General features: G+C 69.8%; 25 protein-coding genes. 10 read left to right on the top strand and 15 right to left on the bottom strand.

Annotated features, from left to right (window positions below; all coding sequences use genetic code 11):
* Positions 1–6: 6 nt before the first annotated feature.
* The 5 genes from AC3WOE_RS00635 to AC3WOE_RS00655 form a co-directional block, all read right to left on the bottom strand.
* The gene (locus AC3WOE_RS00635; RefSeq protein WP_492687565.1) at positions 7–1,170 is read right to left on the bottom strand and encodes an efflux RND transporter periplasmic adaptor subunit; all 1,164 of its coding nucleotides are present in this window, start codon (positions 1,168–1,170) and stop codon (positions 7–9) included.
* 11 nt (positions 1,171–1,181) lie between these two features.
* The gene (locus AC3WOE_RS00640) at positions 1,182–2,402 is read right to left on the bottom strand and encodes a TolC family protein (protein WP_492687566.1); all 1,221 of its coding nucleotides are present in this window, start codon (positions 2,400–2,402) and stop codon (positions 1,182–1,184) included.
* Positions 2,403–2,476: 74 nt separating this feature from the next.
* Entirely contained in the window at positions 2,477–2,830 is a 354-nt protein-coding gene (gene czcI, locus AC3WOE_RS00645; RefSeq protein WP_492687567.1) for a cation efflux protein, CzcI family, read from the bottom strand.
* A gap of 87 nt (positions 2,831–2,917) precedes the next feature.
* Positions 2,918–3,517 carry a chalcone isomerase family protein gene (locus AC3WOE_RS00650; protein WP_492687568.1) on the bottom strand — a complete coding sequence of 200 codons (600 nt, stop codon included), beginning with the start codon at positions 3,515–3,517 and terminating at the stop codon, positions 2,918–2,920.
* 97 nt (positions 3,518–3,614) lie between these two features.
* Entirely contained in the window at positions 3,615–4,652 is a 1,038-nt protein-coding gene (locus AC3WOE_RS00655) for an RNA methyltransferase (protein WP_492687569.1), read from the bottom strand.
* Positions 4,653–4,724: 72 nt separating this feature from the next.
* On the opposite strand from AC3WOE_RS00655, the gene AC3WOE_RS00660 reads away from it, so the two are divergent.
* Genes AC3WOE_RS00660 through ispD form a run of 4 tightly spaced genes read left to right on the top strand, consistent with a single transcriptional unit; the run spans position 4,725 to position 7,984 of the window.
* Positions 4,725–5,474: a class II aldolase/adducin family protein gene (locus AC3WOE_RS00660; RefSeq protein WP_492687570.1), complete on the top strand. Its 750-nt coding sequence runs from the start codon at positions 4,725–4,727 to the stop codon at positions 5,472–5,474.
* Complete coding sequence (locus tag AC3WOE_RS00665) at positions 5,471–6,346, top strand: alpha/beta fold hydrolase (RefSeq protein WP_492687571.1); 876 nt, start codon at positions 5,471–5,473, stop codon at positions 6,344–6,346. Before AC3WOE_RS00660 ends, AC3WOE_RS00665 begins: the two co-directional genes overlap by 4 nt.
* Entirely contained in the window at positions 6,343–7,284 is a 942-nt protein-coding gene (locus tag AC3WOE_RS00670) for a bestrophin family protein (protein WP_492687572.1), read from the top strand. Before AC3WOE_RS00665 ends, AC3WOE_RS00670 begins: the two co-directional genes overlap by 4 nt.
* A 7-nt stretch (positions 7,285–7,291) precedes the next feature.
* Positions 7,292–7,984: a 2-C-methyl-D-erythritol 4-phosphate cytidylyltransferase gene (gene ispD, locus AC3WOE_RS00675; RefSeq protein WP_492687573.1), complete on the top strand. Its 693-nt coding sequence runs from the start codon at positions 7,292–7,294 to the stop codon at positions 7,982–7,984.
* A gap of 39 nt (positions 7,985–8,023) precedes the next feature.
* Here the strand turns inward: ispD and AC3WOE_RS00680 are convergent, their stop codons facing one another.
* The 7 genes from AC3WOE_RS00680 to AC3WOE_RS00710 form a co-directional block, all read right to left on the bottom strand.
* Entirely contained in the window at positions 8,024–11,050 is a 3,027-nt protein-coding gene (locus tag AC3WOE_RS00680; RefSeq protein ID WP_492687574.1) for an MSCRAMM family protein, read from the bottom strand.
* Positions 11,051–11,070: 20 nt separating this feature from the next.
* The gene (locus tag AC3WOE_RS00685; RefSeq protein WP_492687575.1) at positions 11,071–11,907 is read right to left on the bottom strand and encodes a fimbrial biogenesis chaperone; all 837 of its coding nucleotides are present in this window, start codon (positions 11,905–11,907) and stop codon (positions 11,071–11,073) included.
* A 68-nt stretch (positions 11,908–11,975) separates the two neighbouring features.
* Positions 11,976–12,425 carry a DUF4402 domain-containing protein gene (locus AC3WOE_RS00690; protein ID WP_492687576.1) on the bottom strand — a complete coding sequence of 150 codons (450 nt, stop codon included), beginning with the start codon at positions 12,423–12,425 and terminating at the stop codon, positions 11,976–11,978.
* Between the two features lies 1 nt (position 12,426).
* Positions 12,427–12,861, bottom strand: coding sequence for a hypothetical protein (locus AC3WOE_RS00695; protein ID WP_492687577.1), 435 nt, complete (start codon positions 12,859–12,861; stop codon positions 12,427–12,429).
* Between the two features lie 23 nt (positions 12,862–12,884).
* A complete protein-coding gene (locus tag AC3WOE_RS00700; protein WP_492687578.1) occupies positions 12,885–13,457 on the bottom strand; it encodes a DUF4402 domain-containing protein in 573 nt (190 codons plus the stop codon).
* 96 nt (positions 13,458–13,553) lie between these two features.
* The gene (locus tag AC3WOE_RS00705) at positions 13,554–15,758 is read right to left on the bottom strand and encodes a patatin-like phospholipase family protein (RefSeq protein WP_492687579.1); all 2,205 of its coding nucleotides are present in this window, start codon (positions 15,756–15,758) and stop codon (positions 13,554–13,556) included.
* Positions 15,759–15,780: 22 nt separating this feature from the next.
* Positions 15,781–16,491, bottom strand: coding sequence for a substrate-binding periplasmic protein (locus AC3WOE_RS00710; RefSeq protein ID WP_492687580.1), 711 nt, complete (start codon positions 16,489–16,491; stop codon positions 15,781–15,783).
* A gap of 66 nt (positions 16,492–16,557) precedes the next feature.
* Between AC3WOE_RS00710 and ispF the strand changes: the two genes are divergently transcribed.
* From ispF to AC3WOE_RS00725, 3 genes are all read left to right on the top strand, one after another.
* Entirely contained in the window at positions 16,558–17,061 is a 504-nt protein-coding gene (gene ispF, locus AC3WOE_RS00715) for a 2-C-methyl-D-erythritol 2,4-cyclodiphosphate synthase (protein WP_492687581.1), read from the top strand.
* A 112-nt stretch (positions 17,062–17,173) separates the two neighbouring features.
* Positions 17,174–18,706, top strand: a complete 1,533-nt coding sequence (locus AC3WOE_RS00720) for a Dyp-type peroxidase (protein ID WP_492687582.1) — start codon at positions 17,174–17,176, stop codon at positions 18,704–18,706.
* Positions 18,707–18,786: 80 nt separating this feature from the next.
* Positions 18,787–19,455, top strand: coding sequence for a hypothetical protein (locus AC3WOE_RS00725; RefSeq protein ID WP_492687583.1), 669 nt, complete (start codon positions 18,787–18,789; stop codon positions 19,453–19,455).
* Between the two features lie 59 nt (positions 19,456–19,514).
* On the opposite strand, the gene AC3WOE_RS00730 is transcribed toward AC3WOE_RS00725, so the two are convergent.
* Together AC3WOE_RS00730 and ompR are read right to left on the bottom strand one after the other, a co-directional pair.
* On the bottom strand, positions 19,515–20,834 hold the full coding sequence (locus AC3WOE_RS00730) for an ATP-binding protein (RefSeq protein WP_492687584.1): 1,320 nt from the start codon (positions 20,832–20,834) through the stop codon (positions 19,515–19,517).
* 160 nt (positions 20,835–20,994) lie between these two features.
* Entirely contained in the window at positions 20,995–21,729 is a 735-nt protein-coding gene (gene ompR / locus AC3WOE_RS00735; protein ID WP_492687585.1) for an osmolarity response regulator transcription factor OmpR, read from the bottom strand.
* 139 nt (positions 21,730–21,868) lie between these two features.
* Between ompR and AC3WOE_RS00740 the strand changes: the two genes are divergently transcribed.
* The gene (locus tag AC3WOE_RS00740) at positions 21,869–22,561 is read left to right on the top strand and encodes an SIMPL domain-containing protein (RefSeq protein WP_492687586.1); all 693 of its coding nucleotides are present in this window, start codon (positions 21,869–21,871) and stop codon (positions 22,559–22,561) included.
* Here AC3WOE_RS00740 and AC3WOE_RS00745 read toward each other — a convergent pair whose 3' ends face one another.
* Positions 22,562–23,332, bottom strand: a complete 771-nt coding sequence (locus tag AC3WOE_RS00745; RefSeq protein WP_492687587.1) for a 3-hydroxybutyrate dehydrogenase — start codon at positions 23,330–23,332, stop codon at positions 22,562–22,564.
* Positions 23,333–23,377: 45 nt separating this feature from the next.
* On the opposite strand from AC3WOE_RS00745, the gene AC3WOE_RS00750 reads away from it, so the two are divergent.
* The gene (locus tag AC3WOE_RS00750; protein WP_492687588.1) at positions 23,378–24,259 is read left to right on the top strand and encodes an alpha/beta fold hydrolase; all 882 of its coding nucleotides are present in this window, start codon (positions 23,378–23,380) and stop codon (positions 24,257–24,259) included.
* A complete protein-coding gene (locus tag AC3WOE_RS00755) occupies positions 24,256–26,520 on the top strand; it encodes a RelA/SpoT family protein (RefSeq protein ID WP_492687589.1) in 2,265 nt (754 codons plus the stop codon). Before AC3WOE_RS00750 ends, AC3WOE_RS00755 begins: the two co-directional genes overlap by 4 nt.
* Positions 26,521–26,564 lie beyond the last annotated feature (44 nt).

The following is a 26,564-nucleotide window of genomic DNA, read 5'->3' on the forward strand; positions in this document are numbered from 1 at the left end:
CCCTTCTCAATGCTCGTGACCGGCGCTGGCCTTGCCGAGCTCGGACTTGAGGACGAAGCTGTTTTTCACCGCGACCTGATCGCCGGCGTGAAGCCCGCTCAGCACCTCGACCACATGGCCGTCTGAACGTCCGACCTTGACCGGCGTTGCCTCGAAGCCGCCGGGGACGGCCCTGAAGACCATGGCCTGGTGCAGGGCCTCGGCGGGAACGGTCAGCGGCAGCTCCTGGTTCTCGCCGAACACCGAGACGGTGACGAAGAGGCCGGGGCGCCAGGCGCCATCCGGGTTGGTCAAAGTCACCCGCGCGCGGGCGCTGCGGGTCTGTTCGCCCAGCAGCGCGCCGACGTAGGAGATGCGACCCGCCACCTTGCTCTCGAAGGCCGTCGACGAGACCGAGACGCGCTGGCCGACGCGGACCGTGGCGAGGTCCTTGGGCGCGACGTTGAACTCGGCCCAGACCGTGCGCAGATCGGAAACGGTGAAGATGCTGGCGTCTTCCTTGACCGCTTCGCCCAGGGCCAGGTGCTTCTCCACCACCGTGCCGTCGAAGGGCGCGCGCAGCTCGAAGCGGCTGAGGCTGGCCGAAGAGCCGGTCGCGCCGACGGCGGCGAGCTTCTGGGTGGCGTTGCGCACGGCGATGTCGGCCTCGCGCAGCGCCGATTGGGCCCGCAGATAGTCCTGCTCGGCGGAAATCCTGTCCTGCCAGAGTTTTCTCTCGCGCTCGTAGGTGATGCGGGCGGCATCGCGGCGCTCCTGGGCGGTCAGCAGCTCGCTGCGCTGCTCGGACAGGGCTTGGCTGGCGATGACGGCCAGCAGCTGGCCCTTGCGCACGGTCTCGCCGAGATTGGCGACGACCTGTTCGGCCACGCCGGCCAGGCGCGGCACGACGTGGGCGGTGCGGTCCTCGTTGAAGCGGATCTCGCCGCTGAATTCGGTCGCGGTCTGCAGTGGGGCAGGCCCTGCGACCTGCACGGCGATGCCGGCCTTGGCGATCTGCTCGGCATTGAGCTTGACGAGGCCTTCGTCGTGTTCAGCCATGGGCTTGTTGGCTTCATGGTCGTGGCCGTCTCCGGCTGCGTGCCGGCCACTCAGCAGCAGTCCGCCGCCGGCCAGCAGGCCGACGAGGACGATGACGGCCATCGCGACGCGCTGTTTCTTCGTGATTTCCATGGGCTTGTTCCTTAGCGACCGAGCAAGCGGTCGATGGCCGTGGCGGCCTGGTGAGCGTTGTTGAGCGCGCTCAGATAGCGCGCTCGTGCTTGCAGCAGGGCACGCTGCGCGTCGATGACGTCGAGGAAGCCGAACTTGCCGGCCTCGAAACCCTGGCGGGAAGAGTCATAGGCCTGTTGAGCCGCGGGCAGCACGGTCGACTGCAGGGTCTGCAGCGAGGTGCGGGCGATGGAGAGTCGGATGGCCGCCGTTTGCAGCTCGTCCCGGACGCGCAGGCGTGCCGCCTGATACTCGTCTTCCGCCTTGTCGGCTCGCTTGCTGGCTTCGTGCACAGCGCCCTGGTTGCGGTCGAACAGGGGCAGCGGGATGGACAGGCCGACGATGGCCTGGGTGCGGCCCCTCTCGTTGTCACGCTTGGCGCCGACGCTCAGCGTCACATCGGGCACCGCTTTGCTGCGCTCGACGTCCACCAGGGCCTTGCGCCGGTCGACCTCGGTGCGTGCTGCCAGCAGGGCCGGCGCCTCCTCCAGCCGGCCCATCAGCTCGTCCAGGGGCGCTCGCTCGGGGATGGCGTTGACGTCTCCCGCCACGCTGTCGAAGCGAGGCTGGGTGTCGCCCCACAACGCCGCCAGCGCATGGCGGGCCGTCGTCAACTCGGCTTGCGCTTCGACAGCTTCCAGCCGCGCATTGGCCTGGTCGACCTGGGCGCGCGTGGCGTCCACCGGCGAAACCTGGCCGGCAGCGACCCGCTTGGACACAGCCTGAGCGCCGCTCGTGGCGAGTTCGGCCGAGTCGGCCGCCAGCTTGGTGCGTTCCTGCGCGGCAAGCACCGCGAACCAGGCAGCGATGGCCGACGAGCGCACCTGGGCCTGGGCATGGGCCAGCTCGACCTGGGCGAGGTCGCGCGAGCGCTGGGCGGCGTTGACGCGCGCGGCGCGCTTGCCACCGAGCTCGAGCGGGATGTTCAGCGTGGTGGTCGTGGTGCGCGTCGCGCTGCGCGTGTCCTCGACGCCCGCGGCCAACTCGGGGTTGCGCCGGGCGCCGGCCTGCCGGACGGTGCCGTCCTGGGCTTCCAGTTCGCGCCGCGCGGCCGACACCACGAAGCTTCGTGATGTCGCCAGGTCCAGCGCCTGGTCAAGGGTGAGGTCCGCGGCCTGCTGGGCGTGGACGGAAAGAAATGGGCAGAGCCATGCGGCCGCCAGGCCGAGCGGCCGAAGAAGATGTCTTCGCATCGAATCTCATCAGGTTGAAACCAGGGATTCGGCGAGACGGGCTGGGGTGGGAGCTCCTCCTGTCGTCTCGCCGGCTAGGCGAGACGCAGCCACTGAGGGCGGTCGGGCGCCCGGGCGGGCGCGGACGCCTGGGCGTCGGAGGTGGGCAGGTCAGGGCGGTCGCCCAGGGCCAGGCCTTGCAGGCCGGGCGCGACCGCGGGGGGCATGACCGAGCAGGTGGCATGACAGGCCGAGCAGTCGCTGTCGACGGCGAGCTTGGCGGTGGCGGGCTTCTTGGCCGCCTCGTCCGCCTGGTGCTCGTGGGCGTGGTGGCCGACATGCTGGGACGTCTGCGCGCCGGTCTCGTGCCCGCAGTAGGCCGCGGCCACGCCCCAGGCGAACTGGAGCGGCAGCAGCAAGGCGAGCAGCAGGGCGACGAGCCGTGTCATGGAGGAATTATGTCTGGGGCCCTGCGACGGTCGGGGCATGCCCGGCATTTGAAACCCTGGAGCCGGTCCAGGGTCAAGCCCCGTGCTTCAGTTCTTGCCGCCGTCCAGCAGCGCGTCGCGCAGATTGCTGTCGGCCGGCGACTCGCCGAACCAGATCTTCAGCACCATGACGAAGAACTCGTCGTCGCCGATGGGCTCGCCCTGGGGCTGGCCCTGGATGTAGAACTGGGTGCCCTTGCCAGGCACGAAGTCCATCGTGAAGGTGTCGCCGGGCATCAGCTTGGCCTTGCCGGAGAAGACCTCGATGAGCCGGGTCGTGGCCAGCGTGTGGCGGGTCATCTGCTGGCTGGGCGTGTTGTCGCTGATGCCGCGCAGGAAGAGGCGGCCCAGGTCGGTGCCGGGCAGTTCGCGCAGGGCCGTGAACTGCAGACGCTTGGGGCCGGGCAGGGCCAGCAGCTCGGCGGCGCTGCCGACATGCCGGGTCGTGTACATGCCCATGTCATAGGCCTTGAACACCAGACGCACGCGGGTGCCCTTGCCGTTGAGCAGCAGGGTGCTGCCGCCCAGCTGGGTCGTCGTTTCGAACTTGGTGGCCGTGGTGGCCGCCGAGGCCTGCAGGCACAGGGCCGTGCCGGCGATCAGGGTGGCGAGGCGCACGCGCGCGGCGAGCGTCTGGGGCTGGGTCATGGGGTCTCCGAGGTGGCTCTTCTCGTCGCAGCTTGGCTGCGGCGCCGCGATTCTGCGGGTGGAACCGCATGTATCCGGCTTGCCGGATACCCTCGAATCAGGCGTGAATCCTTACCACGCGAGCGGGGCGACCGACGGCTTCGCGGGCTCGCAGCTGGCCGCAGCCGCCGTCGACATCCTGGCCGGCGGAGTCACGCAGCTTGGTCAGCACGCCGCGGCTGCTCAGCTCGGCCGCGATGGCCTTGGCGCGTTCCCAGCTCGGCCGCGTGAAGGGCAGGCCGGGGGCGCTGTTGAAGGGGATCATGTTCAGCAGGCCATAGCGGCCCTTGAGCAGGCGCACGATGCCGTCCAGTTCCTCGGCGCCATCGTTGACGCCCTCCAGCAGCGTCCATTGGTACTGGATGGGGTAGCCGCTGGACCGGCCATAGGCGTCGGCGGCCTCGACCAGATCCTCGGGCGAAAGACGTGGCGCACGCGGCAGCAGCTCGGCACGCTTGGCAGCATCCGTCGTGTGCAGGGACAGGGCCAGGGCCGGCTTCACCTCCGCGGTGTTCAGCGCTTCGAAGGCGCGCTCGTCGCCGACGGTGGAGAACACCAGCTGCTTGTGGGCGAAGCCGCCCTCGCGGCCCAACAGGGTGATGGCGTCCAGCACATTGGCGAGGTTGTGCGAGGGCTCGCCCATGCCCATGAAGACGACCTTGCGCAGCCTGGGCTGCTTCTTCCGCGCGATGACGACCTGGGCCACGATCTCGGCGCTGCCGACCTGGCGGATCAGGCCTTCGGTGCCCGTCATGCAGAACCGGCAGCCCACCGCGCAGCCGACCTGGCTGGACACGCAGACGCCTTCGCGCGGCAGCAGCACGGTCTCGACCGTCTGGCCGTCGTTCAGCCCCAGCAGCAGCCGGGCCGACTGGCCGTCGCTGCCGGCGTGCTCGCTGCGCAGCGTAACCAGCCCCTCCAGCTCAGCCATCAGCCCGGGCAGGGCCTCGTAGACGGCCTTGGGCAGCCAGCCTTGCAGCGGCCGCTTGCCACCCTCGATGGGCAGGGCCTGCACCCAATGGCGCAGCACGCGGCTTTCGTGGGCGGGGTTGGCGCCGAGGGCGCGCAGGCGCTGGCGGAGATCGGCAATCAGCATGGGAACGCAGGTGACAGAAGCGCCCCGATTGTCGGCGCTATGCTGGCTCGACCCTTTTTGTGAGGAGACACCATGGCCAAGCCCGAGCACATCAGCGCCGATGAATGGGCCGTCCGCTGCGATCTCGCCGCCCTCTACCGGCTGGCCGCCCTGCAGGGCTGGGACGACCTGATCTTCACCCACATCTCGGCCCGCGTGCCGGGGCCGGAGCATCACTTCCTCATCAACCCCTACGGGATGATGTTCGAGGAGATCAGCGCCAGCAGCCTCGTCAAGGTGGACCCCGCCGGCGAGAAGGTCGTGCCCAGCGACTACAACGTCAACCCGGCCGGCTTCATCATCCACAGCGCCGTGCACGAGGCGCGCGACGATGCCCTCTTCGTCATGCATCTGCACACGGTGGCCGGCGTCGCCGTCAGCACCCAGCGCGAAGGCCTGTTGCCCATCTCCCAGCACAGCCTCTTCCCGTTGGCGAGCCTGAGCTATCACGACTACGAAGGCGTGGCGCTCAACCCCGACGAGAAGTCCCGCCTGGTGCGCGACCTTGGCAGGACCTCGCTGATGATGCTGCGCAACCATGGCCTGCTGACCCTGGGCCACAGCGCCGCCGACACCTTCCTCAAAATGTTCATGCTGCAGCGCGCCTGCGAGATCCAGATCGCGGCCCAGGCCGGCGGTGGCGAGCTGATCCGCATTCCGCAGCAGATCCTGGCCGGCATCCGCGCCCAGAGCGACAAGGTCATGCGTGGCTCGGGTGCCGAGCTGGCCTGGCCCGGCCTGCTGCGCCGCCTGGCACGCCAGAACCCCGGGCACGACGCGTGACGCCCGACATCGAGACCTGGCGGGAGCAGGGGCGCTACTTCCAGTTCAAGGGCCAGCGCGTCTTCCTGCGCACCGACGGTCCGGCCCGCGCGCCGGCCCTGCTGCTCATCCACGGCTTCCCGACCGCGAGCTGGGACTGGTGCAAGCTCTGGCCCGACCTGGCCCAGACGCATCGCCTCGTCGCCGCCGACATGCTGGGCCTGGGCTTCTCGGCCAAGCCGCGTGGGCATCGCTACACGGTGGCGGAGCAGGCCGATCTGTTTCTTGCGGCCCTGGCCGAGGCCGGCGTCGGCGAGTGCGCCATCCTGGCCCATGACCTTGGCGACACCGTCGCCCAGGAGCTGATCGCCCGTGCCATGGCTGGTCGCCTGCCGGTCAAGCTGCGCAGCGTCATCCTGCTCAATGGGGGGCTCTTCCCGGAGACGCACCGGCCGGTGCTGCTGCAAAAGCTGCTGCTGTCGCCGCTGGGCCCGCTGATCGCCCGCCTGTCCAGTCGCGCCAAACTGGGTGCGAATCTGACGGCGATTGCCGGCGACGTGAAGCCGACGGCCGCCGAGCTGGACGCCATGTGGCAATTGATGAGCCGCGACGATGGGCGCCTGGCGCTGCCCGGGCTCATCCGCTACATGGTCGAGCGCCGCGAGAACCGCGAGCGCTGGGTCGGCGCCCTGCAGCGCTGCCCCGTGCCGCTGACCGTCATCAACGGCAGTGCCGATCCCATCTCGGGCGCCCACATGATCGCAAGGCTGCGCGAGCTTCAAATCCCGGCCAGCATTGTCGAGCTGCCGCGCGTGGGCCACTACCCGCAGGTCGAAGCGCCGCAGGCGGTGCTGGCCGCGGTGCAGCATGCGCTGGCGACAATGCCGGCATGATTCTTCGCGAGCGGCCCTCGGGCCTGAAGCTCTTCTTCGTGCTGCGTGGCTCCATCCTGGCGCGCATCCGCGGCACCCTGCTGGCCAATGTGCTGCTGGCCATCGTCGTGACGGCCACCCATCGCGCCTTGGTCGACCACCGCGCCGTCCTCGTCTCCACCATCCCTTTCACGCTGATGGGCCTGCCCCTGGCCATCTTCCTGGGCTTTCGCAACGGCGCCTGCTATGACCGCTACTGGGAGGCGCGCAAGCTCTGGGGCGAATTGCTGCTGCGCTCGCGCAATCTGGCGCGCCAGGTGCTGCACCTCGTCGATTGGCCCGCGCCGCTGGCCGACTCGCGCGACCTGGGCGATGCGCGCGTGCGCCTGCTGCTGCGCGCCGTGGCCTTCAGCGTCACCTTGAAAGGCCTGCTGCGCGACCAACCCGATGACGGGCTGGATGGCCTGCTGCTTCCGGCCGAACGCCAGGCCCTGGGCAGCGCACGCAATCGGCCCGCCGCCCTGATGATGAGCCAGGGCGCCGACCTGGCCCGGTGCCGCCGCGACGGCCTGCTCGACAGCCAGCGCGCCGTGCAGATCGATTCGACGCTGTCTGCCATGACGGCCGCTGCAGCCAGCTGCGAGCGCATCAAGAACACGCCGCTGCCTTTCTCCTACACCTTGCTGCTGCACCGCACGGCCTATCTCTACTGCTTCCTGCTGCCCTTCGGCCTCGTCGACACGCTGGGGCTGGTGACGCCCTTGGTCGTCGCCATCGTGGCCTACACCTTCTTCGGCCTGGACGCCCTGGGCGACGAGATCGAGGAGCCCTTCGGTACCGAGGCCAACGACCTGCCGCTGGACGCCATCTGCCGAGGCATCGAGATCGACCTGCGCCAGGCCCTGGGCGACGCCAACCTGCCGCCGGCCCTGGAGCCGGTCGACTACCTGTTGCTCTAATCCGCGGATGACTGTCTCCTCCCCACGCTGCTTCGCCCTGGTGCCCGCCGCCGGTATCGGCGAGCGTTCCGGTGCCGGCATGCCGAAGCAATATGTCGAGATCGCCGGCCAGCCCATGCTGGCCCACACCCTGGCGGCGCTGGCCGCCGTGCCGCGCATCGTGCAGACGCTGGTCGTGCTGTCGCCCGCGGACGACCGCTTCGAAGCCGCCTTGCCGCGCCATGCCGGTTGGATCGCCCGCGTCGGTGGCGCCAGCCGCGCCGAGAGCGTGCTGGGCGGTCTGGCCGAATTGCGCCGCCGTGGCGCCAGCGACGACGATTGGGTGCTGGTGCATGACGCCGCCCGCTGCCTGCTGCAGCCGGCCTGGGTTGACGCCCTGATCGATGCCTGCCTGCCCGACACCGTCGGTGGCCTGCTGGCCCAGCCTATTGCCGACACCTTGAAGGCCGGTGACGCTGCAGGCCGCGTCACCGCCACCATCGACCGCCGCGACAAATGGGCCGCGCAGACGCCGCAGATGTTCCGCCTCGGGCTGGTCGAGAAAGCGTTGACCGCCATGGGTGCCGCGGCCACGGACGAAGCCAGCGCCGTGGAAGCCCTCGGCCTTGCGCCCCGGCTGGTGCGGGCCTCGATGGCCAACTTCAAGGTGACCTGGCCCGAGGATTTCGAGCTGGCCGAGCGCTGGCTGAGGGTCTGTTAGCGCTACGGCAATGGGTCCATTGCCCAGCGCTAACAGACCCTAAAGCCTGAGCTCGAGGTCCTCGCCGCTGAGGAAGTCGCCGTTGGCCGGCACGTCCAGGACCCGCTCCAGCGCCCCCTTGAGCTTGAGCTTGGCGGCCTGTTCGGGCGCGATGCGCAGGCGCAGCGCGCCCGGCGTGACCTGGTGGAAGAGGTAGTAGCCGTCGGCGGAACTCGTCGTCGTCGCGACCACCTCGCCCTTGGCATTGACCAGCTCGACCTGCGCATCGCCGATGCCGCGCTTCCTGCCCTTGGCCTCGACGAGGTAGATGGTGCCCTCGACCTCGGAGGTGACGATGACGGGGAACTCGAGCTGTTCCACGCGGCCCGGGCGCGGCAATACGCGCACGCCGGGTGTCAGCGGTTTCCACTGGGGGTCTTCCAGCGTGGCGGGGTCCAGCGCGATGTCGGCATAGCGGCCCGGGGCCAGGCGGTTCAGCAAGGCCAGGCCCCCGGCATCGGTCAGGCGTGGGTGGCGGCCGCCGCCGTTGAGGATGAAGCCGGCATTGGGCACGAACTCCTCGCCGGGGTCGCGGATGCCGTTCATGTTGCGGTCGACGAAGGCGCGGGCCGACACGGCGCCGGTGCCGGCCAGGGGCTGGCCGTCGAACTGCCAGCGGCCGCTGCGCGGGTCGCGGTCCAGCGCGACGAAGAGCTGCAGGCCCAGGGCCAGCTCGCGCTGGCTGGAATAGCTCGCGCTCAGGGCCAGGCCGAAGCTGCCGAGGTTCTTGGCCAGGCCGGCCGACACCAGGGTCAGGCCCGAGTCCATGCTGCGCAGCAGGCCGGCGCTGAGCTGGTAGCCATCGGCCAGGTTGCGGTCGGCACTGATGGCCACGGCCTGCAGGCTGCTGCCGGGCTGCAGCCGGTAATTGAACTGGGCGTTCAGCCCGATGTCGGCGACGCGGCGGCTGATCTGCAGCGCGCCGTCGGTCGTCGTCTGGTCGCCGCTGTGCTGCCAGCGCAGGCTGTTGGACAGGGCCGTGCCCCACAGCATCAGCGAGGTGCGCAGGCCCAGCTGCAGGTCGTTGCCGCCGTAGTCCATGGTGTTGCGCAGGGCCGTGATGTCCAGCATCAGCCGCGGCAGGCTACCGAGCTTGACGCCGCCCTGCAGCTTCAGCTCGTCGCGCCGGCGCACGCTGAACTGGTCGTTGACGAAGCCGCCCTGGCGCTGGGTATGCAGGGCGTCCAGGGCGAAGCCGCCGAGGCGCGTCTTCAGGCCGACCTCGCCCAGGGCGCCGCCCTTCATGCCGGTCAGCTGGCCGCTGAGGATCATGGCGTCGAGATAGGCGAGCAGGCCGAGCTGGCCGTAGTCCAGCGATTCGGTCGCAACGCCGCCGACGATGCGCGGCCGGCGCACCAGGCCGAGCTTGCCGGTCAGCTTCTGCCCCAAGCCGATGTCGGCCTGGGCCACGCTGCGCACCGAGCCGTCGTCGGCGATCTGCGAGGCTAGGGTGTAGAAGACCTCGCCGGGTTTCACGCTGGCCTGGTCGAGCAGAAAGCTCTGCTTCTCGACGCGCAGCTGGCCCAGCGGGCCGTGGAAGACGAGGCGGAACTCGTTGGGGCCGAAGGACAGCGGCAGGTCGTCAAAGGCGTACTGGCCGTCGGCGCGCGAGGACTGGTAGCCCAGCAACTGGTCGTTGTAGTACAGGGTCACGTCCCAGCCCGGCGGCAGGTCGCCGCGCAGGCTGTGGCGGTCGAAGCTGTTGGGCTGGTCCAGCGGCCGGTTGCTGACGGCCACGCCATTGCCCTTGGCGCTGCCCTGCATGACGTTGCGCACGCTGGGCAGAGCCAGGTTGCCCAGGGCCACCGAGCGTGCCTTCATGGGGCCGAGCAGGCCGGCGTCGGGGTCGTTGCGGGCCAGGGTCACGCGCAGGTCGGGCGTGGCCTTGCCCTGGGTCTTCAGCACGTAGGCCGAGCCCTCCATGCCGAGCAGGTCGCTGGTCAGATAGGCCGTGTAGGCGCCCTTGTACTGGCGCGAGTGCTTGCCGAAGCGGGCATCGGCGCCCAGGGATTGGTCGATGGAAGGCACGCCGATGAGGCCCGGCGTGGACGGTGCGTAGGGGTAGTTGGGCCGCTCGGCGGCCTGCATGCCGGCCAGGTTGGCGGCCAGACGCTCGCGTTCCAGCCTTTCCTGCAGCGGCAGCTTCTCGCTCGGCACGACCTTGAGCTTGAGGGTGGACAGATCCAGCTGCAGGTCCAGGGGCAGCCAGCGCGTCAGCAGCTGGCGCGACACATAGATGTCGTCACCGACGACACCGGCCAGGCGCGGTTCGAAGTTGAGTTCGCGGCCCCCCACGCTGACCAGGGCTTCGGGCAGGTTGAGGGCGAAGGCGCGGTCGCGCGGCAGGCGGCCCTCGGCACTGCCGCGGTCGGGGCGCACCTGGATGGACAGGGTCAGCAGGCGCGACAGCTCGCCCAGCGGCAGCAGGGTCTGGGTGCCGTCCTGGTAGGCGGAGAAGCTGTCCGAGATGACCTGGCCGTCCAGCATCACCTCGAGCACGAGCAGGTTGTTCTCGTCGATGCGGGCCGGCCCGCGCGGCGGCGACGGCGGCGCTGCCTTGGTGGCGACGGCATCGCGCGCGCGCAGGCGCAGCTGCCAGTGCGGCAGGTCGACGGCCAGCTCGAGGTTGAGCCAGCGGGCCAGCAGCTGGGTCGACACATAGATATCGCTGCCGATGGCCTGGGCCAGGCGGGGCTCGAAGCTCAGGCGGCGCTCGCCGATGCGCATGCTGGACTCGACGAGGTCCAGGCAGAAGGGCTCGCCCGAGCCGGGCAGGGTGCCGGCGGCGCGACCGGTGGCGGACTGCACGCGCACGTCCAGGCCGAGCATGCGCGACACGGCGGACAGCGGCAGCAGCACCTGGTAGTCGGTCTGGAAGACGTCCACCGGCTCGGCCAGCTTGCGGCCGTCGACCTGGACTTCCAGCTGGCGCAGCGGCGTGGGCGCGTCGTCCGGCCCGGCCGTGGCGAGCCGTGGCCATGCGGCCAGGGCTGCGAGGGCGAGGTGGAGGAGGGCGCGGCGGGCCATGGCGCGCGGGCGCCGGCCCGTCAGGGGAGGACGAGGGCGGTCTCGGCCAGCAGCTTGCCGCCGGACTCGGGCCGCTCGCGGAAGGCCAGCTTCAGGGTGCCGGCGGGCAGGGCGTTGCCGGAGGGCAGCTGCAGCGGCAACTGCACGCGCCGGCTGGCATTGGGCACATAGACGGCGACACCGCCGGCGCGCGCGACCTCGAAGGTCACGCCGGCCGTGGTCGTGAAGGTGGCGAGCAGGTCGCCATAGACCGAGCGGTTGCCGTCGCGCTTCATCTGGAAGGACAGCAGGCCGGGGCCGCCTGCGGCCGGCGGCTGCACGGCGAGGTCGGACAGGTCGAGCCTCGCGGAGGTGTCGCCCTGGCGCACGATGACGGGGATGGAGGCGCCGACCAGGGCCTGGATGCTGACGCCGACGTCCTGTACGCCGCGCTTGGCGACGTCCTCGACGCTGCTGGCGCCGCTGGCTTCGGCGACGCGGTCGAACTGCAGATGGGAGCGGTACTCACCCGCGGCGAGGTCCTCGGGCTTGCGCAGCAGGATGCGCACGGTCTGCGAGCCGCCGGGCGGGATGGTGACCTGGCGCGGCGAGTAGCGCAGCATGGCATCGGCGAACTGCTCGCCCGGGCCGGGCTGCTCGATGGCGATGAACTCGCCGTTCGGGCCCATGCGGCGGTTGACGAGGTTGATGCGGTAGGTCTCGGGCGTCTTGCCCTGGTTCATCAGCTCGACCTGGGCGGCGCGCTGCTGCTTGTCGAAGACGATGCGGGTCGGGAACAGCATCAGGTCCGCGAAGGCGGCGCGCGACAGCAGCAGCCCGAGGGCCGCCAGCAGGAAAAGCTTGGGTGTTGCACGCATGCCGGCATGGTCGCCAGGACTTGAGGGCCGCAAAGCCCGCAAAAGCACCGCAATCGCGGGGCAATTCGCTACTGGTAGTTGACCGTGACCTGGAAGGCGCCGCTGTAGGCGCCCGTGCCCTGCAGGTTGCCGACGCTGAGCGTGGCACCGACATTGATGGTCTGGGTGCCGCCGCCGGACAGCACGCCCGTCGCCGACGGGCTGCTGGTGAAGCTGTTCAAGGCCATGCTGCCGCTGCCGCCATCCGTCAGGAAGGTACTGCCGTCGATGGGCAGGGAGATGACGAACACGGCGTTCGGCGTGCCGCTGATGGTGAACTGCGCGGCGCTGGCCGTGCCGGCCTGGTTGACGAGGATGACGCTGCCCGTCTTGATGCGCCCACCGCCGGGTGCGACGGTGATGCTGCCGCCGCTGCCGGCCGTGAAGGCGCCGAAGGACAGGGCGCCGTTGTTGACCAGCGTCTGCGCCTGCGCGGCCGCGCAGGCCAGCAACAGGGCCCAGGGCAGGCAGCGCTTCATGTCAATTGAAGGCGATGGTGATGACCAGGGGCGGCTCGTCGTCGCCATCACTGCCTGCCGCACCGAAGGAGATGGCCGCCGCCGGTCCACTTGGCAGCAGGGCCGAGCCGGCGGCGGCGACGATCTCCATGCCGAAGGCCTGGCGCGACTCCACGGCGGCCGTGATCCACTGCGGCAGGGCGCGCAGCGCGGCAGGCGTGGTCGGGCTGACGATGCGGGGCACCAGGGCACCGGTGGCGGGGCCGGCGGGCGCGTCCTGGGCCCGCAGCAGGTCCTGCACATTGATGGGCACGCCCAGCCAGGCTGTGACCGTGACCGGCACGACGACGGTGGCGCTGGCCTGGGCCGAGGCCGTCGCCGCGAGGGCGGGGGCCAGGGGCGTGAAGGCGCACAGCAGGCCAGCGGCCGCGCACAGGGCGCAGGAGGCGCGCGTCATGGCTGCGAGGATGACAGCCGCCTTCAGTTGTAGGCGACGGTGACCTTGACGACGCCGGTGTAGCTGCCGGCTGCCTGGGCTGCACCGACGGTCAATTTGCCGCCCACGTAGATGTAGGCGGCGCCCGAGGCCAGGGTGCCGGTCGCGGCATCGGTGGTCGGGTCGGTCTTGCCGGTGGGTGAGGCGGTGGCGACGGCCTCGGTGATCCAGTCGACGGCCATGGTGTTCAGGCTGGCGTCGGTCAGCACGGTGTCGCTGCCGGTGTAGTCGATGGAGAAGGTGTTGTTGCCGGAGCCGGTCACGTCGAAGCGCGCCGCGTTGGCCGTGACGCCGGTGGGCAGGGCGGTCGTGCCGCTCTTGGTGCGGGTGCCGTCGGTGGCCACCGTCACGTCGCCGTTGCCGGCGACCACGTTGCCGAACACCAGGTCGGCCGACTTGGCCACCGCGATGGGCTGCAGCACGACGGCGGTCGCCGAGGCGGTCGCGTTGTCGGCGGCCTGCACCGCGCGCATGCCGGTACCTCCCAGCAGCACGAGGGTGCCCAGGGCCAGCAGGCCACGGACGTGGGCGGTCTTCTTCAACGACGCGGTCATCATGGTTCTTCTCCTGAATGCCCGATGGGGGCCAGCCTGCATGCTGCAGGGACTCTCGCCGGACTTATCGACCAAAGAAGCCGTGGCTTGAATGCCAATTCACCACGTCGGGCCGAGCAGCAGGTAGGCGGCGGTCTCGCCGCCACGCGTTGCGCCCAGGGCCAGGAAGAAGGGACCGAAGCGCGTGTCCACGCTGAGGAAGCCGCTGACGGCCTGCTTCCAGCCGCTGCTGGGGAGGTTGGACAGCTTGAGCCCGGAGCCCGCACCGATGGCCCCCGTCTCCAGCGAGAAGCCGATGCGCACCGCATGGCCCAGGCCCACCGGCATCTCGCCGATGCGCCGCGCCATGACGACGCGCAGCAGGGTCATGTTCTCTCCCACCAGCGACGCATCGGGCGTACCGGACAGGCGCAGATAGCCGCCCAGCGAGCGTGCCTGGCCGCGCTCCGCGTGGGCCGCCTCGCCATAGAGCTGGCCGGCCCATTCGCCCAGGCGGAAGGCCGACAGGCCGATCAGCGAGGCATTGATGACGCTGTCTTCGCCGCGCGGGTGCAGCCATTCGATGCGGGCCGTCGTCCACTGGCCGCGGCTGGGGAAGGCGAGGGAGTCCAGCGTGTCGGTGTGCAGTTCCAGGTATTGCTGGCTGTAGAGCTGGGAGCGTCGGCCGCCGCCGGGCGGCGCCGGCAGGATGACTTCGTCCGCGGCCCGCAGGCGGCCGACACCGAAGCGCAGGTCGCCCAGGCCGGCGATGCGGTGACCCAGTTCAAGCTGGGCGTTGGCCAGGCTGCTGGACAGGCGCAGCGCGCGCTGGCCCTGATTGAAGACGTCGTTGCTGCCGGCCTCGAAGCCGGCCTTGGCCGCGGCAAACCAGCTGGAGCCGGGGCCCAGCGGTTGATAGAACTCGGTGTTGAGGCCGCGGGTCGAGCCGATGCGGGCGACGGTGCGCAGCTCGGCCCCCCAGCGGTTGAGCCAGTTGGCGACATGCATGCCGACCAGGGAGTAGCGATTGGCGTCGGCGAAGTTGCTGTAGAGCTCCAGGCCGAAGCGCACGCGGCTGGCGGCCCAGTCGGCCTCGGTGAGCTTGAACTCGACGAAGCGACGCCCGTCGCGGTCGTCGATCTCGGTCTCGATGCGCTCGAAATCACCTGTGCCGTCCAGGCGTTCGACGGCGCGCGTCAGCTCGGGGCGGCCGACGGCCTCGCCCGGCTGCAGGGCCAGCTCGGCACGCAGGGCCTCGACATTGACGCGCTGGGTGCCGCTGATCTTCAGCTCGGCCAGGGGCAGGGCGGACAGGGCGGACTCGGGCGTACCGAGGCGTTTGGCCTGCAGGGCGGCCTGGGCGGCGGGCGAGGCGAGGGCGGCCAGGCGCGAACCGGCGGCCAGGGCGGCGCGCCGGCCCGTGGCCATGGCCTCGTCGGCGCGGTAGAAGTCCATGAAGCCCATGCCGGGGAGGTCGGGGTCGATGACGATGTCCTGGGGCTGCAGCTCGCGCAGCGAGCGCTGCACGTTCTGCTCGGTCAGGATCTGCAGCATCTGGTTGGCCACCATGACGGCACTGGTGATCTCGCGGTCTTCCAGCAGCGGCGTGCCGACATTGACGGCGATGACGATGTCGGCGCCGAGCTGGCGGGCCAGGTCGATGGGCAGGTTGCGCACCAGGCCGCCGTCCACCAGCGGGCGGCCGTTGACGCGCAGCGGCGCGAACACGCCGGGCACGGCCATGGAGGCGCGCAGGGCCTCGAAGAGGGGCGTGTCGGCCTGGTCCAGCATGGCGCCGGACAGCAGGTCCGTTGCGACGGCGCGGAAGGGGATGGGCAGGCGGCGCAGCGGGTCGTCGGCGCGCGTGGCCGGGATCAGCGAGGACAGCGTCGCCTCCAGCTGGCCGTTGGCGGCGGCGCCGCCGGGCAGCAGGGCGCCACGCTGCGGCGTGTAGCCGAACTCGATGCGCGAGGGCAGGCGTTCGTCGTCCTCGCGGCGACGGATGGACAGGCGCTCGCGTGCCGGCCGGTCGGCCAGGATGGCGTTCCAGTTGGCGTTCTTCACCAGGGTTTCCAGCTCGTCGACGCTGCGCCCCGAGGCATAGGCCCCGCCGACGACGGCGCCCATGCTGGTGCCGACGATGAGGTCCACGGGAATCTGCATCTCTTCCAGCACGCGCAGCACGCCGATATGGGCCAGGCCGCGGGCACCGCCGCCGGACAGGACCAGGCCGATCTTGGGACGTTGTCCCGGAGGCGGTTCGGCGGCCAGCGCGGAGCCGGCGATCAGCAGCAAGACGAGGAACGGGAGGAGCAGGCGTTTCATGGCGGCCCGCACCATAGCAGCGTCAGCGCAGGCCGAACTCCGCCAGCTCGCCCTGGCGGCGCAGCTTCTGGATGGTCTGGTGCAGTTTCTCGACCGACGCCGAAGGCGTGGCGAGGTGGCAGGCCACGTAGGCGTCGACGCGGCGCAGCGTCAGCTGGGCCTTGACCGGCACGCCGCCCTCGGCGCGGATCACGGGCTCGGCGACCAGTTCGTTGGAGAACCAGAAATCGGCGCGGCGCGCCTGCAGCATGCGCAGGGCCGCCACCGAGTTGTTGGTTTCCTGGGCGGCAATGTTCTGCTCGCGCAGCCAGGTGGCCGCTGCGGATTCGCGCTGCACGACGACGCCGTGGCCGCGCAGGTCCAGCGGGCTCTGCAGGCTTGCGGTCTCGTCGGCGCGGGCGTAGATGACCAGGGCGCCGCTGGCCAGCGGGCCGGCCCAGAGGTAGCCCGCTTCGCGTTCCGGCGTGCGCGACAGGCCCACCAGGCAGGCGTTGGGCGTGGAGGCGGCGGTGGCCAGCGCGCGCGGGATGGGCAGGGCCTGGATGCTCAGCTGCAGCGCGCCCACCCGGCCCAGCTTGGCCAGCAACTCGGCGCCGGGTCCGCCGACCGTGCCGTCAGGGGCCACGTCGAAGAGGCCGGGGTTGGGAAAGACCAGCAATTGCAATTGCTGAGCCCGGGCCGAGCCACAGAGCAGCGCCAGCAGCACCGGCAACAGACGGACGCCGAATCTCATTCCTCTCCCTGAAGTCGCGCGCAGCGTAGCGCGCGGCCGCCCGCCTGTCTCCCCGACAATCCCTGCATGACCATCCCGACTGCCTTGACCTCCTTGCGTATCGGCGAAGGCTGGGACACCCACCAGCTCGTCACCGGCCGCCCGCTGATCCTCGGCGGCGTCACCATCCCGCACAGCCATGGCCTGCTCGGCCATTCGGATGCCGACGCGCTGGCCCATGCCATCACCGATGCGCTGCTCGGTGCCGCGGCCCTGGGCGACATCGGCAAGCTCTTTCCCGACACCGCCGTCGAGTTCAAGGGCGCCGATTCCATGGTGCTGCTGGCCGAGGCCTACCGGCGCGTGCGCGAGGCGGGCTGGCAGCTCGTCAACCTGGACACCACCATCATTGCCCAGGCGCCCAAGATGGCGCCGCACGTCGGCGCCATGCGCGCCCGGCTGGCCGAGGTGCTGGGCGTGGACGTCGGCCAGATCAATGTGAAGGCCAAGACGGCCGAGAAGATGGGGCCGGTGGGCGAGGGCCGGGCCATCGAGGCGAGGGCCGTCTGCCTGCTTTGCGCCCTGGCCTGAAGCCTGGAGCGTCGTCGGCCGGGCTCCGCAGAATTTGGGATGACCCGGCCGGGGCCCTCGGCAAATATCCGCCCCTGGAGCGCGCGGCGCTCCATCCAACCGGGGAGCAGCCATGGCCACACTCAAGCTCGATGACATCCAGGGCAATGTCATCGGATCCTTCAACAAGGATTTCCAGGACTTCGTCGTCCTGAGGTTCAAGCATCCCGCGGCGGCGCGCGCCTGGATCCAGGAGATCGCCGACGAGGCCAACGAGTTCGGCATCGCGGTGTCCAGCAGCGAGAACGTGCTCAAGTTCAACGCCCAGTTCAAGGCCTTGAAGGCCGAAGGCAAGGAGCCCGAGCGCTTCATCGAGGCGGAATGGACCAATCTGTCGATCTCCTTCGCCGGCATGACGGCCCTGGGCCTCGCGGCCGCCGATCTGGCGAGCTTCCCGCCGGCCTTCCGTGATGGCATGGCAAGGCGCAAGACGCTGCTCAACGACACGGGCAGCAGCGACCCCGCGCACTGGATCGCACCCTTCAACGCACCGGGGGGCGTACACGCCCTGATGTGCGTCGCCGCCGATTCGGAGGCCCGCCTCAAGCTGCGCCTGGCCAATATCCGCGCGACGGCGGCCTTCATTGCGGGCGTCGACAGCCTGCTGGTCGTCGAGGGGCGCACGCGCATGGACTTGCCGGGCCAGGCCGGCCATGAGCATTTCGGCTTCAAGGACGGCGTCTCCCAGCCGGGCATCCGCGGCATCAACTTTCCCGACGATCCCGTGGCCAACCCCGACCAGGGCCACCCGGGTCAGGATCTGCTGCACCCCGGCGAGTTCGTGCTCGGATACCCGACCCAGATCCCGGTGGCCCGGGGGCCCGGCGAAGACGGCATGAATCCCGAGCCCGGCGCGCCCAGCACGTCGGGCCCGGTCTGGACGGAAAACGGCTCCTACCTCGTCTTCCGCCGGCTCGCACAGGACGTGCCGGCCTTCCAGAATCACGTCGTGACGCTGGCGGCTCAGAACGGCCTGCACCCGCATCTGATGGGTGCCAAGCTGGTCGGCCGCTACAAGAGCGGCTGCCCGCTGGAGAAGCGTGACTACCAGCCGGCGCCTTTCCGCGTCTCGCCGACCGACCCCGAAGCTTTCCAGCCCGGCGTCGCCGACAGCGATGCCCTCAACAACAACTTCGAGTTCGGGGATGACCCGCTGGGCGCCGTCTGCCCGATGGCTTCCCACATCCGCAAGGCCTATCCGCGCGACGAGGAGACGCCCGCGGGCAAGGCCAACAGCGAGTCCGACACCCAGACCCACCGGCTGCTGCGCCGCGGCATCCCCTTCGGCGGATCCTTCGGCGCCAAGGTCGGCGGGCTGGCCGGCGATCCGCGTGGCCTGGTCTTCCAGTGCTACCAGCGCAGCATCGAGGACCAGTTCGAGTTCGTGCAGAGCGCCTGGGTCAACAACCCCAGCTTCCCGCCCAACGCCAACGGGGGCCAGCCCGGTGAAGACCCCATCATTGCCCAGAGCGCCAGCGGTCCCTTCCAGCTCGATCCCGCCAAGCCCAATATCCAGGTCCAGCATTTCGTGACGACGACCGGCGGGGAATACTTCTTCACGCCGTCCATCTCGACCCTGCAGAAGATCGGCGCAGGCCAGCTCTGAGCGTCCGCGGCAGGGCGCGCGCTTCGCGGCGGCGGAGTCGCTAACATCGCGCGCCCTCTGACTCTGCAGCCCGCGTCGCCATGCATGTTGAACCGCCGACCCACGCCCCGACCAACCTGAAGGAACTCGGCATCCACTACGTGATGATCGTGCTGGGCATCCTGACCGCCCTGGGGCTGGAAGCCGGCTTCGAGGCCTTGCACCACCACAAGCTGGCGCGTCAGACCATCGAGCAGGTGGAGGTCGAGCTGCGGACCAACCTGGCCGAGTCGCGCCAGACCCTGAAGCAGAACCGCGAGTCGATGGAGCAGTTGAACGGGGTCTACGCCGAGGTCAAGAAGCTGATCGAGCAGGGCCAGGCCAAGCCGGCGGCCCTGTACACGCTGCTGACCGGGAAGCTGCGCATCAGCGTCTCCATGCCGGGCCTGCGCCGCGATGCCTGGGACACGGCCCTGGCCGACCAGGCCCTCATCCACATGCCGGTCAAGGACCTGCGCCGGCTTTCCGAGGCCTACACGTCCCAGCGGGATGCGCAGCAGTCCATCCAGACCACCTTCAGCTCGATCGCATCGTTCTCGCGGCTGACCGACGCCACCGTGGATGCCGAGTTCGGTCGTGGCGACCCGGTGGACCTGCTCAAGGCCCTGCATTCCTACCATCTCACCTTGAACGCCGTCATCAGCGTCGAGCAGGAGCTGGAGAGGCAGCTGGCGCAATCCCTGGGCGAGGCGCCCGCCGCCGCGCACTGAGGGGGCGGCGCACGCCGACGCCGGCCAGCTCGGCGTTGCGGCCTGTGGCCCCGATTCCCTCAGGCGGCCTGCAGCTTGAGCACCGTGATGAGGCCGCCGCCCTGGGCGTTGCTGATGGACAGCGTGCCGCCCAGCCGCTGCACCGACTTCTCGACGATGGCCAGGCCCAGGCCGGCGCCGCTGGCGGCCGTACGGGCGGCGTCGCCCCGGTAGAAGGGCACGGTGAGGCGCTGCAGGCGGTCGGGCGGCACGCCGGGGCCGTGGTCGCGCACCTTCACCTCGACCCAGGAGCCCTGGCGCGAGGCGCTGACGTCCACGCGGGCCGGCTCGCCTTCGGCGTGGCCGTAGCGGCGCGCGTTCTCGAACAGATTGAGCAGCACGCGGCCGAGCTCGGTGTCGTCGACGAAGACCTTGAGGGCCTCGCTCACCTGCACGCGGAAGCGGATCTGGTCGGGGTCGCGGAAGCCCTGCACCTCGCGTTCGACGATGTCGGTGAGCCTGGCCTCGCGCAGCTGGGTCTCGTTGGGCCGCGCGTAGTCCATGAACTTGCTGATGATGGCGTCGAGCTGGTCGATGTCCTGGGCCATGAAGTGACGCGCCTGCTCGTCATTGACGCTCATCTCCGTCTCCAGCCGCAGCCGTGCCAGCGGCGTGCGCAGGTCGTGGGAGATGCCGGCCAGCATGACGGCGCGGTCTTCCTCCAGCTTGGCCAGCTCGCGGGCCATGCGGTTGAAGCCCATGTTGACCTCGCGGATCTCGCTGGTCATGGTGTTTTCGTCCAGGCGCGAGTCGTACTCACCCTCGCGGATGCGGCCGGCGGCCTCGGCCAGCTCGCGCAGCGGCTGGTTGATGAGACGGGCGATCAGGGCCGAGCCGACCACGGTGGCCAGCAGCGCGATGACCACCCACCACCAGTTGCTGGCCAGCGAGATGGACAGCGGCGTGGCGCTGGTCCTCAGCCAGAAGGCATCCTCGCCGACGACATAGCGCACCCACAGGCCCGACACGTCGTTGACGCTGCGCGCGACGACCGTGTCCTGGCCCAGCGTGCTGCGCAACTCGGCGGCGAGCTGCTTGGCGAAGGGGCTGGTGTCATAGGGCAGCCAGCGGTCGCTGGTCTCGGCCACCCGCACCTGCACCGTGTCGCCGCGCGACATCGAGCTGATGACGGCGACGCGGTTGATGGGGTCGGTGTGCTCCAGCGCGATGCGGCTGAGCTTGACCAGGCCGGCCAATTGCTCGGCCGACTCCAGCGCGCGCGGCTGGGCCTCCAGCAGCTTGAAGGTGTACTGCCAAGCCAGCACCGCGCCGGCCAGCAGCAGGGCCAGCCAGGCGAAGGTGCGCCAGAAAAGATTGAGTGCGAGATGAGGCCGGGCCATCAATCTGTTGAATGGTGTTGGGGCCGAGCGCCGGGCCGCCCCTAGCCGGCCCGTTTGGCGATGTACTTGCCGGTCGAGCCGGCAAGTATCGCCGTCCCCTCGGGGGACCGACCAGGCTTGACTGCGTTCAGCAAGTCAAGGTTGGGCGAGGGGCTCACCGTTAGGTGTTCTCGTCAGGCACAAAGACGTATCCGACGCCCCAGACGGTCTGGATGTAGCGCGGTTGGGCCGGGTCGGCCTCCAGCATCTTGCGCAGGCGCGAGATCTGCACGTCCAGGCTGCGGTCGAAGGGCTCGAACTCGCGGCCACGCGCCAACTGGGCCAGCTTGTCGCGGGACAGCGGCTGGCGCGGGTGGCGCACCAGGGTCTTGAGCATGGAGAACTCGCCCGTCGTCAGCGGCAGCTGCTCGCCGTTCTTGGTCAGGCGGCGCAGGGCCAGGTCGAACTCGAAGGGGCCGAAGGTCACCGTCATCGGTTCCTTGCTCGGCGCGCCCGGGGCTTCCGGCGGCGGGCGGCGGCGCAGCACGGCGTTGATGCGGGCCAGCAGTTCGCGCGGGTTGAAGGGCTTGGCCAGATAGTCGTCGGCGCCGACCTCCAGGCCGACGATGCGGTCCACGTCCTCGACCTTGGCGGTCAGCATGATGATGGGCGTCTGGTCGTTGGCGGCGCGCAGGCGGCGGCAGATGGTCAGGCCGTCCTCGCCGGGCAGCATCAGGTCCAGCACGATGAGATCGACGGTCTCGCGGGTCAGCTGCTTGTTCAGCGCGCGGCTGTCTTCGGCCAGCAGCACTTCAAAGCCTTCCTGGGTCAGATAGCGGCGCAGAAGGTCGCGGATGCGGGCGTCGTCGTCGACGACGAGGATTCGATTGGGACGGGGTGTCGCGCTGCTGTTCATCGCGGTTCCTGAATTTGTAACAGCGGCATTGTGAGCAGGTTTTGAAACCCCGCCGTGTAGGACATCAGGCAGCAGTTACAGCTCGTTGCCAAACACCCGGGGTAATCTGGGCTTTCCCTCCTTGCAAAGAGAGTTCCCCATGCGCGCAGTCCTCGCCCTCTCCACCTTGGCTCTGAGCTTGTCGGCCCATGCGGCCAACGATGGGCCGCCGCGCGAGCGGCTCAGCCTGTCGGCCAGCGCCAGCGCCGAGGTGACGCGTGACGTGCTGGGCGTCGCCTTCTCGACGACGCGCGAGGGGGCGGACGCCGCCAGCGTGCAATCGGGCCTGAAGCAGGCCCTGGACGCGGCCCTGGCCGAAGCGCGCAAGGTGGCCAAGCCGGGCCAGGTGGACGTGCAGACGGGCAGCTTCTCTCTGTATCCGCGCAACGACCCGCGGACCGGCAAGCTCAACGGTTGGCAGGGCAGCGCCGAGCTGCTGGTGGAAGGGCGCGACACCGCGACCATCGCGCAGCTGACCGGCCGCATCACGACCCTGGGCATCGCCCGCGTCGGCTACAGCCTGTCGCGCGAGGCTCGCGAGAAGGCCGAGGGTGACATCACCGCCCAGGCGATCTCGCGCTACCGCGCCAAGGCGTCCGACTACGCCAGGCAGTTCGGCTATGGCAGCTACGTGGTCGGCGAGGTCAGCATCAACAGCGAAGAGGCCGGGCCGCGGCCGGTCATGGGCTTGATGCGCATGAAGGCCGCGGGCGGCGACGAAGCCCTGCCGACCGAGGCGGGCAAGGCGACCGTGACGGTGAATGTCAGCGGCAGCGTTCAGCTCAACAAATAGTCAAACCGCGGTCCAGCCGCCGTCCATCGCCCAGGCCTGGCCGCGGACGTTGATCGCAGCGTCCGAGCACAGGAAGACGGCGAGGGCGCCCAGCTCGTCCGGCGTCGTGAATTGCAGCGAGGGCTGCTTCTCGGCCAGCAGGCGGCGCTTGGCCTCGTCGTTGTCGACGCCGTCCTTGGCGGCCAGCGCGTCGACCTGCTTCTGCACCAGCGGCGTCAGCACCCAGCCCGGGCAGATGGCGTTGACCGTGACGCCACTCGTGGCCGTTTCCAGCGCAATGCTCTTGGTGAAGCCCACCAGGCCGTGCTTGGCCGCCACATAGGCCGACTTCTGCGCCGACGCCACCAGGCCGTGGGTGGACGCGATGTTGATGATGCGGCCCCAGCTCTTCTTCAGCATGCCGGGCAGGGCCAGCCGGGTGGTGTGGAAGGCCGAGGTCAGGTTGATGGCGATGATGGCGTCCCACTTCTCGACCGGGAAGTCCTGCACCGGCGCCACATGCTGGATGCCGGCGTTGTTGACCAGGACGTCGATGCCGCCGAACTCGGCATCGGCGTACGCCACCATGGCGGCGATGTCGCCCGGCTTGCTCATGTCGGCACCGTGGTAGCCGACCTTGACGCCCAGGGCCGCCACTTCGGCCTTGGGGCCTTCGACATCGCCGAAGCCGTTCAGGATGATGTTGGCGCCTTCACGGGCCAGGGAGAGGGCGACACCGAGACCGATGCCGCTGGTCGAGCCCGTGACGAGGGCGGTCTTGCCTTTCAACATGGAGGGTCCTTCTGGGTTGCTACGATCGTTTCAAAGGATTGCATCATGACCCAGCCTCAACTGCGCTTCGTCAATTGCCTAGACAGCACCGGCCTGCACCGCATGGCTTACTGGGAATGGGCCGGCCCCAGCCCGGACGCTCCCGTGCTCGTCTGCGTGCACGGCCTGTCGCGACAGGGTCGGGATTTCGACGCCCTGGCCCGCGCCATGGGCGACCGCTACCGCGTCATCTGCCCCGATGTCGTCGGCCGCGGCCATTCGGACTGGCTGCGCTCGCCGGCCGGCTACCAGATCCCGAGCTATGTCTCGGACATGATGGCCCTGCTGGCGCGCCTGGATGTGGAGCAGGTGGACTGGGTCGGCACCTCCATGGGCGGGTTGATCGGCCTGGGCCTGGCTTCGCTGCACCGCCCTGACGGTGTCGCCAGCCCCATCCGCCGCCTGGTGCTGAACGACGTCGGCCCGGCCATCCGCCTGGAGGCCCTGCAGCGCATCGGTGCCTATCTGGGCAAGCCGGCGCGCTTCAAATCGGTGGAGGAGGGCGCGGCCTATCTGCGCAGCATCTCCGAGGGCTTTGGCCCGCACACCGACGAAGAGTGGCTACAACTGTCCGAGCCGCTGTTCCGCCAGGACGGCAGCGACTGGAAGCTGCATTACGACCCTTCCATCGCGCTGTCTTTCTCGGCCGTGACGCCCGAGCTCGTGGCCGCCGGCGAGGCCGCGCTGTGGGCTGCCTATGATCAGCTGCGCTGCCCGACGCTGCTGATCCGTGGTGCCGAGTCCGACCTGCTGACCGCCGAGACCGCACGTGCCATGACCCAGCGCGGCCCGAGCGCCCGCCTGGTCGAGCTGCCCGGCGTCGGCCACGCCCCCACCCTGATTCACGCTGACCAGATCGCCATCGTGAGGGACTTCCTCAGTTCATGAAGACCGGCTTGATGCCCGAGGGCGCCGCCACGGCGCCCATCGTCGCCCTGCTGGACGCGGGCGCGGAACATTCCAATGCCGAGGTGGTGCGGGCCCGCGCGTTTGCCGAGCCCCTGCTGGCCGGCGAGCTGCTGGACACGGGAGAGAACGCGCTGTCGCATGCCGACGGCGTCGCCGCCATCCTGCATGCCGTGGGCAGCGCCCAGGAGCTGCAGGCCGCGGCCTATCTGGTCTATGCGGCGGATTTCCTCAGCAAGCCCGAGGAGGTCGTCGCCAAGGCCTTCGGCGACAGCTATGCCAGCCTGGTCACGCATACGCGCCGCCTGGTGCAATTGCAGCGCGCCGCACGCGACGCCAAGGTGCAGACCGACCGCCGTGCCGACATCCGCGCCGAGCAGACCGAGCGTGTGCGCAAGATGCTGCTGGCCTTCTCGCGCGACCTGCGTGTCGTCATGCTGCGGCTGGCCTCGCGGCTGCAGACGCTGCGCTGGTATGCCGCCAGCAAGCAGCCTTGCCCGCCGGAGCTGGCGGCCGAATCGCAGGCGGTGTTCGCGCCGCTGGCCAACCGGCTGGGCATCTGGCAGATCAAGTGGGAGCTGGAGGACCTGGCCTTCCGTTTTCGCGAGCCCGAGGCCTACAAGGCCCTGGCCAAGGGGCTGCACGAGACCCGCGTCGAGCGCGAACAGCGCGTCGAGGCCGCGCGCGCGGCCCTGCAGGCCGACCTCTACGGCCAGGGTATTGCCGCCGAGGTGCAGGGCCGGCCCAAGCATCTGTACAGCATCCACAAGAAGATGCAGGGCAAGGATCTGTCCCTGGACCGCGTCTTCGACCTGCGGGCCCTGCGTGTCATCGTCGCCAGCGTGGCCGACTGCTATGCGGCCCTGGCCCGTCTGCACGAGGTCTACACGCCGGTGCCCGGCGAGTTCGACGACTACATCGCCAAGCCCAAGGCCAACGGCTACCAGTCCCTGCACACCGTCGTGCTCGGCGCCGACGGCAAGGCCATGGAAGTGCAGATCCGCACCCGCGAGATGCACGAGCATGCCGAGCATGGCGTGGCGGCGCACTGGGCCTACAAGGAGGCCGGTGCGCGTGGCTATGCCGGTGTCAGTGCGGCCGGGGAGTTCGAGGAACAGGTGGCGCGGGCCCGCAAGGCGGTGCTGAACCAGCTGCTGGCGTGGGAGCGCGACGCGACCCATGCCGAGGGTGCGCCCAGCTTCGATGACCGCATCTATGTCTTCACGCCCCAGGCCACCATCGTCGAGCTGACGGCGGGCGCCACGCCGGTGGACTTCGCCTACTCGGTGCACACCGACCTCGGGCACCGCTGCCGCGGCGCGCGCATCGACGGCCAGATGCTGCCGCTGAACACGCCGCTGCACAGCGGCCAGACCGTGGAGATCATCGCGACCAAGGAGGGCGGGCCGTCGCTGGACTGGCTCAACCCCGAACTCGGCTATCTGCAGAGCCAGCGCTCGCGCGCCAAGGTGCGCGCCTGGTTCAATGCCTTGCAGCAGACCCAGACCATCGCCAAGGGGCGCGAGCTGGTCGAGAAGCTCTTGCAGCGCGAAGGCAAGACGGCCCTCAAGCTCGACGAACTGGCCGCGCGCCTGGGTTTCAAGGGTGCAGACGCGCTGTTCGAAGTCGTCGGCAAGGACGAATACTCGCTGCGCAATATCGAGCTGCTGCTGCGCCCGCCCGAACCGGTGCCCGACGAGAACGAGTTGCTGGCGCAGCGGCATACGCGCAGTGCCAGCGGCAACCGGGGCGGCGTGCTGGTGGTGGGCATCGACTCGCTGCTGACGACGCTGTCGCGCTGCTGCCGGCCCGCGCCACCGGATGCCATCGAGGGCTTCGTCACCCGCGGCAAGGGCGTGGCCATCCATCGCAGCGATTGCAGCAACCTCGCCGAGATGAAGCGCCGCTCGCCCGAACGCGTCATCGCGGTGGAGTGGGGAGGTGGGGAGGGCGCGGGTGGATCGGGAAAAAACGCGCCGGTCTATCCCGTCGACGTGCTCGTCGAAGCCGGCGACCGCCAGGGCCTGCTGCGCGACGTGCTGGAAGTGTTCGCGAAAGAGAAGATGAACGTCGTCGCCGTGAACACGCAGTCCATGAAGCCGGGCGCCGTGAAGCCCAAGGCCGGTGGTGGCGACACGGCCTGGATGAGCTTCACGCTGGAACTGTCCGATGCGTCCAAGCTCGCCAAGGTGCTGCGCGACCTCTGCGCGATTTCGGGCGTCCGTTCGGCGCGTCGGAAGTGAATCTGGACGAGACCCAAAAATCCATGCTATAGTGCGCAGCTCTT

The organism is Roseateles sp. FW305-36, from assembly GCF_058787015.1.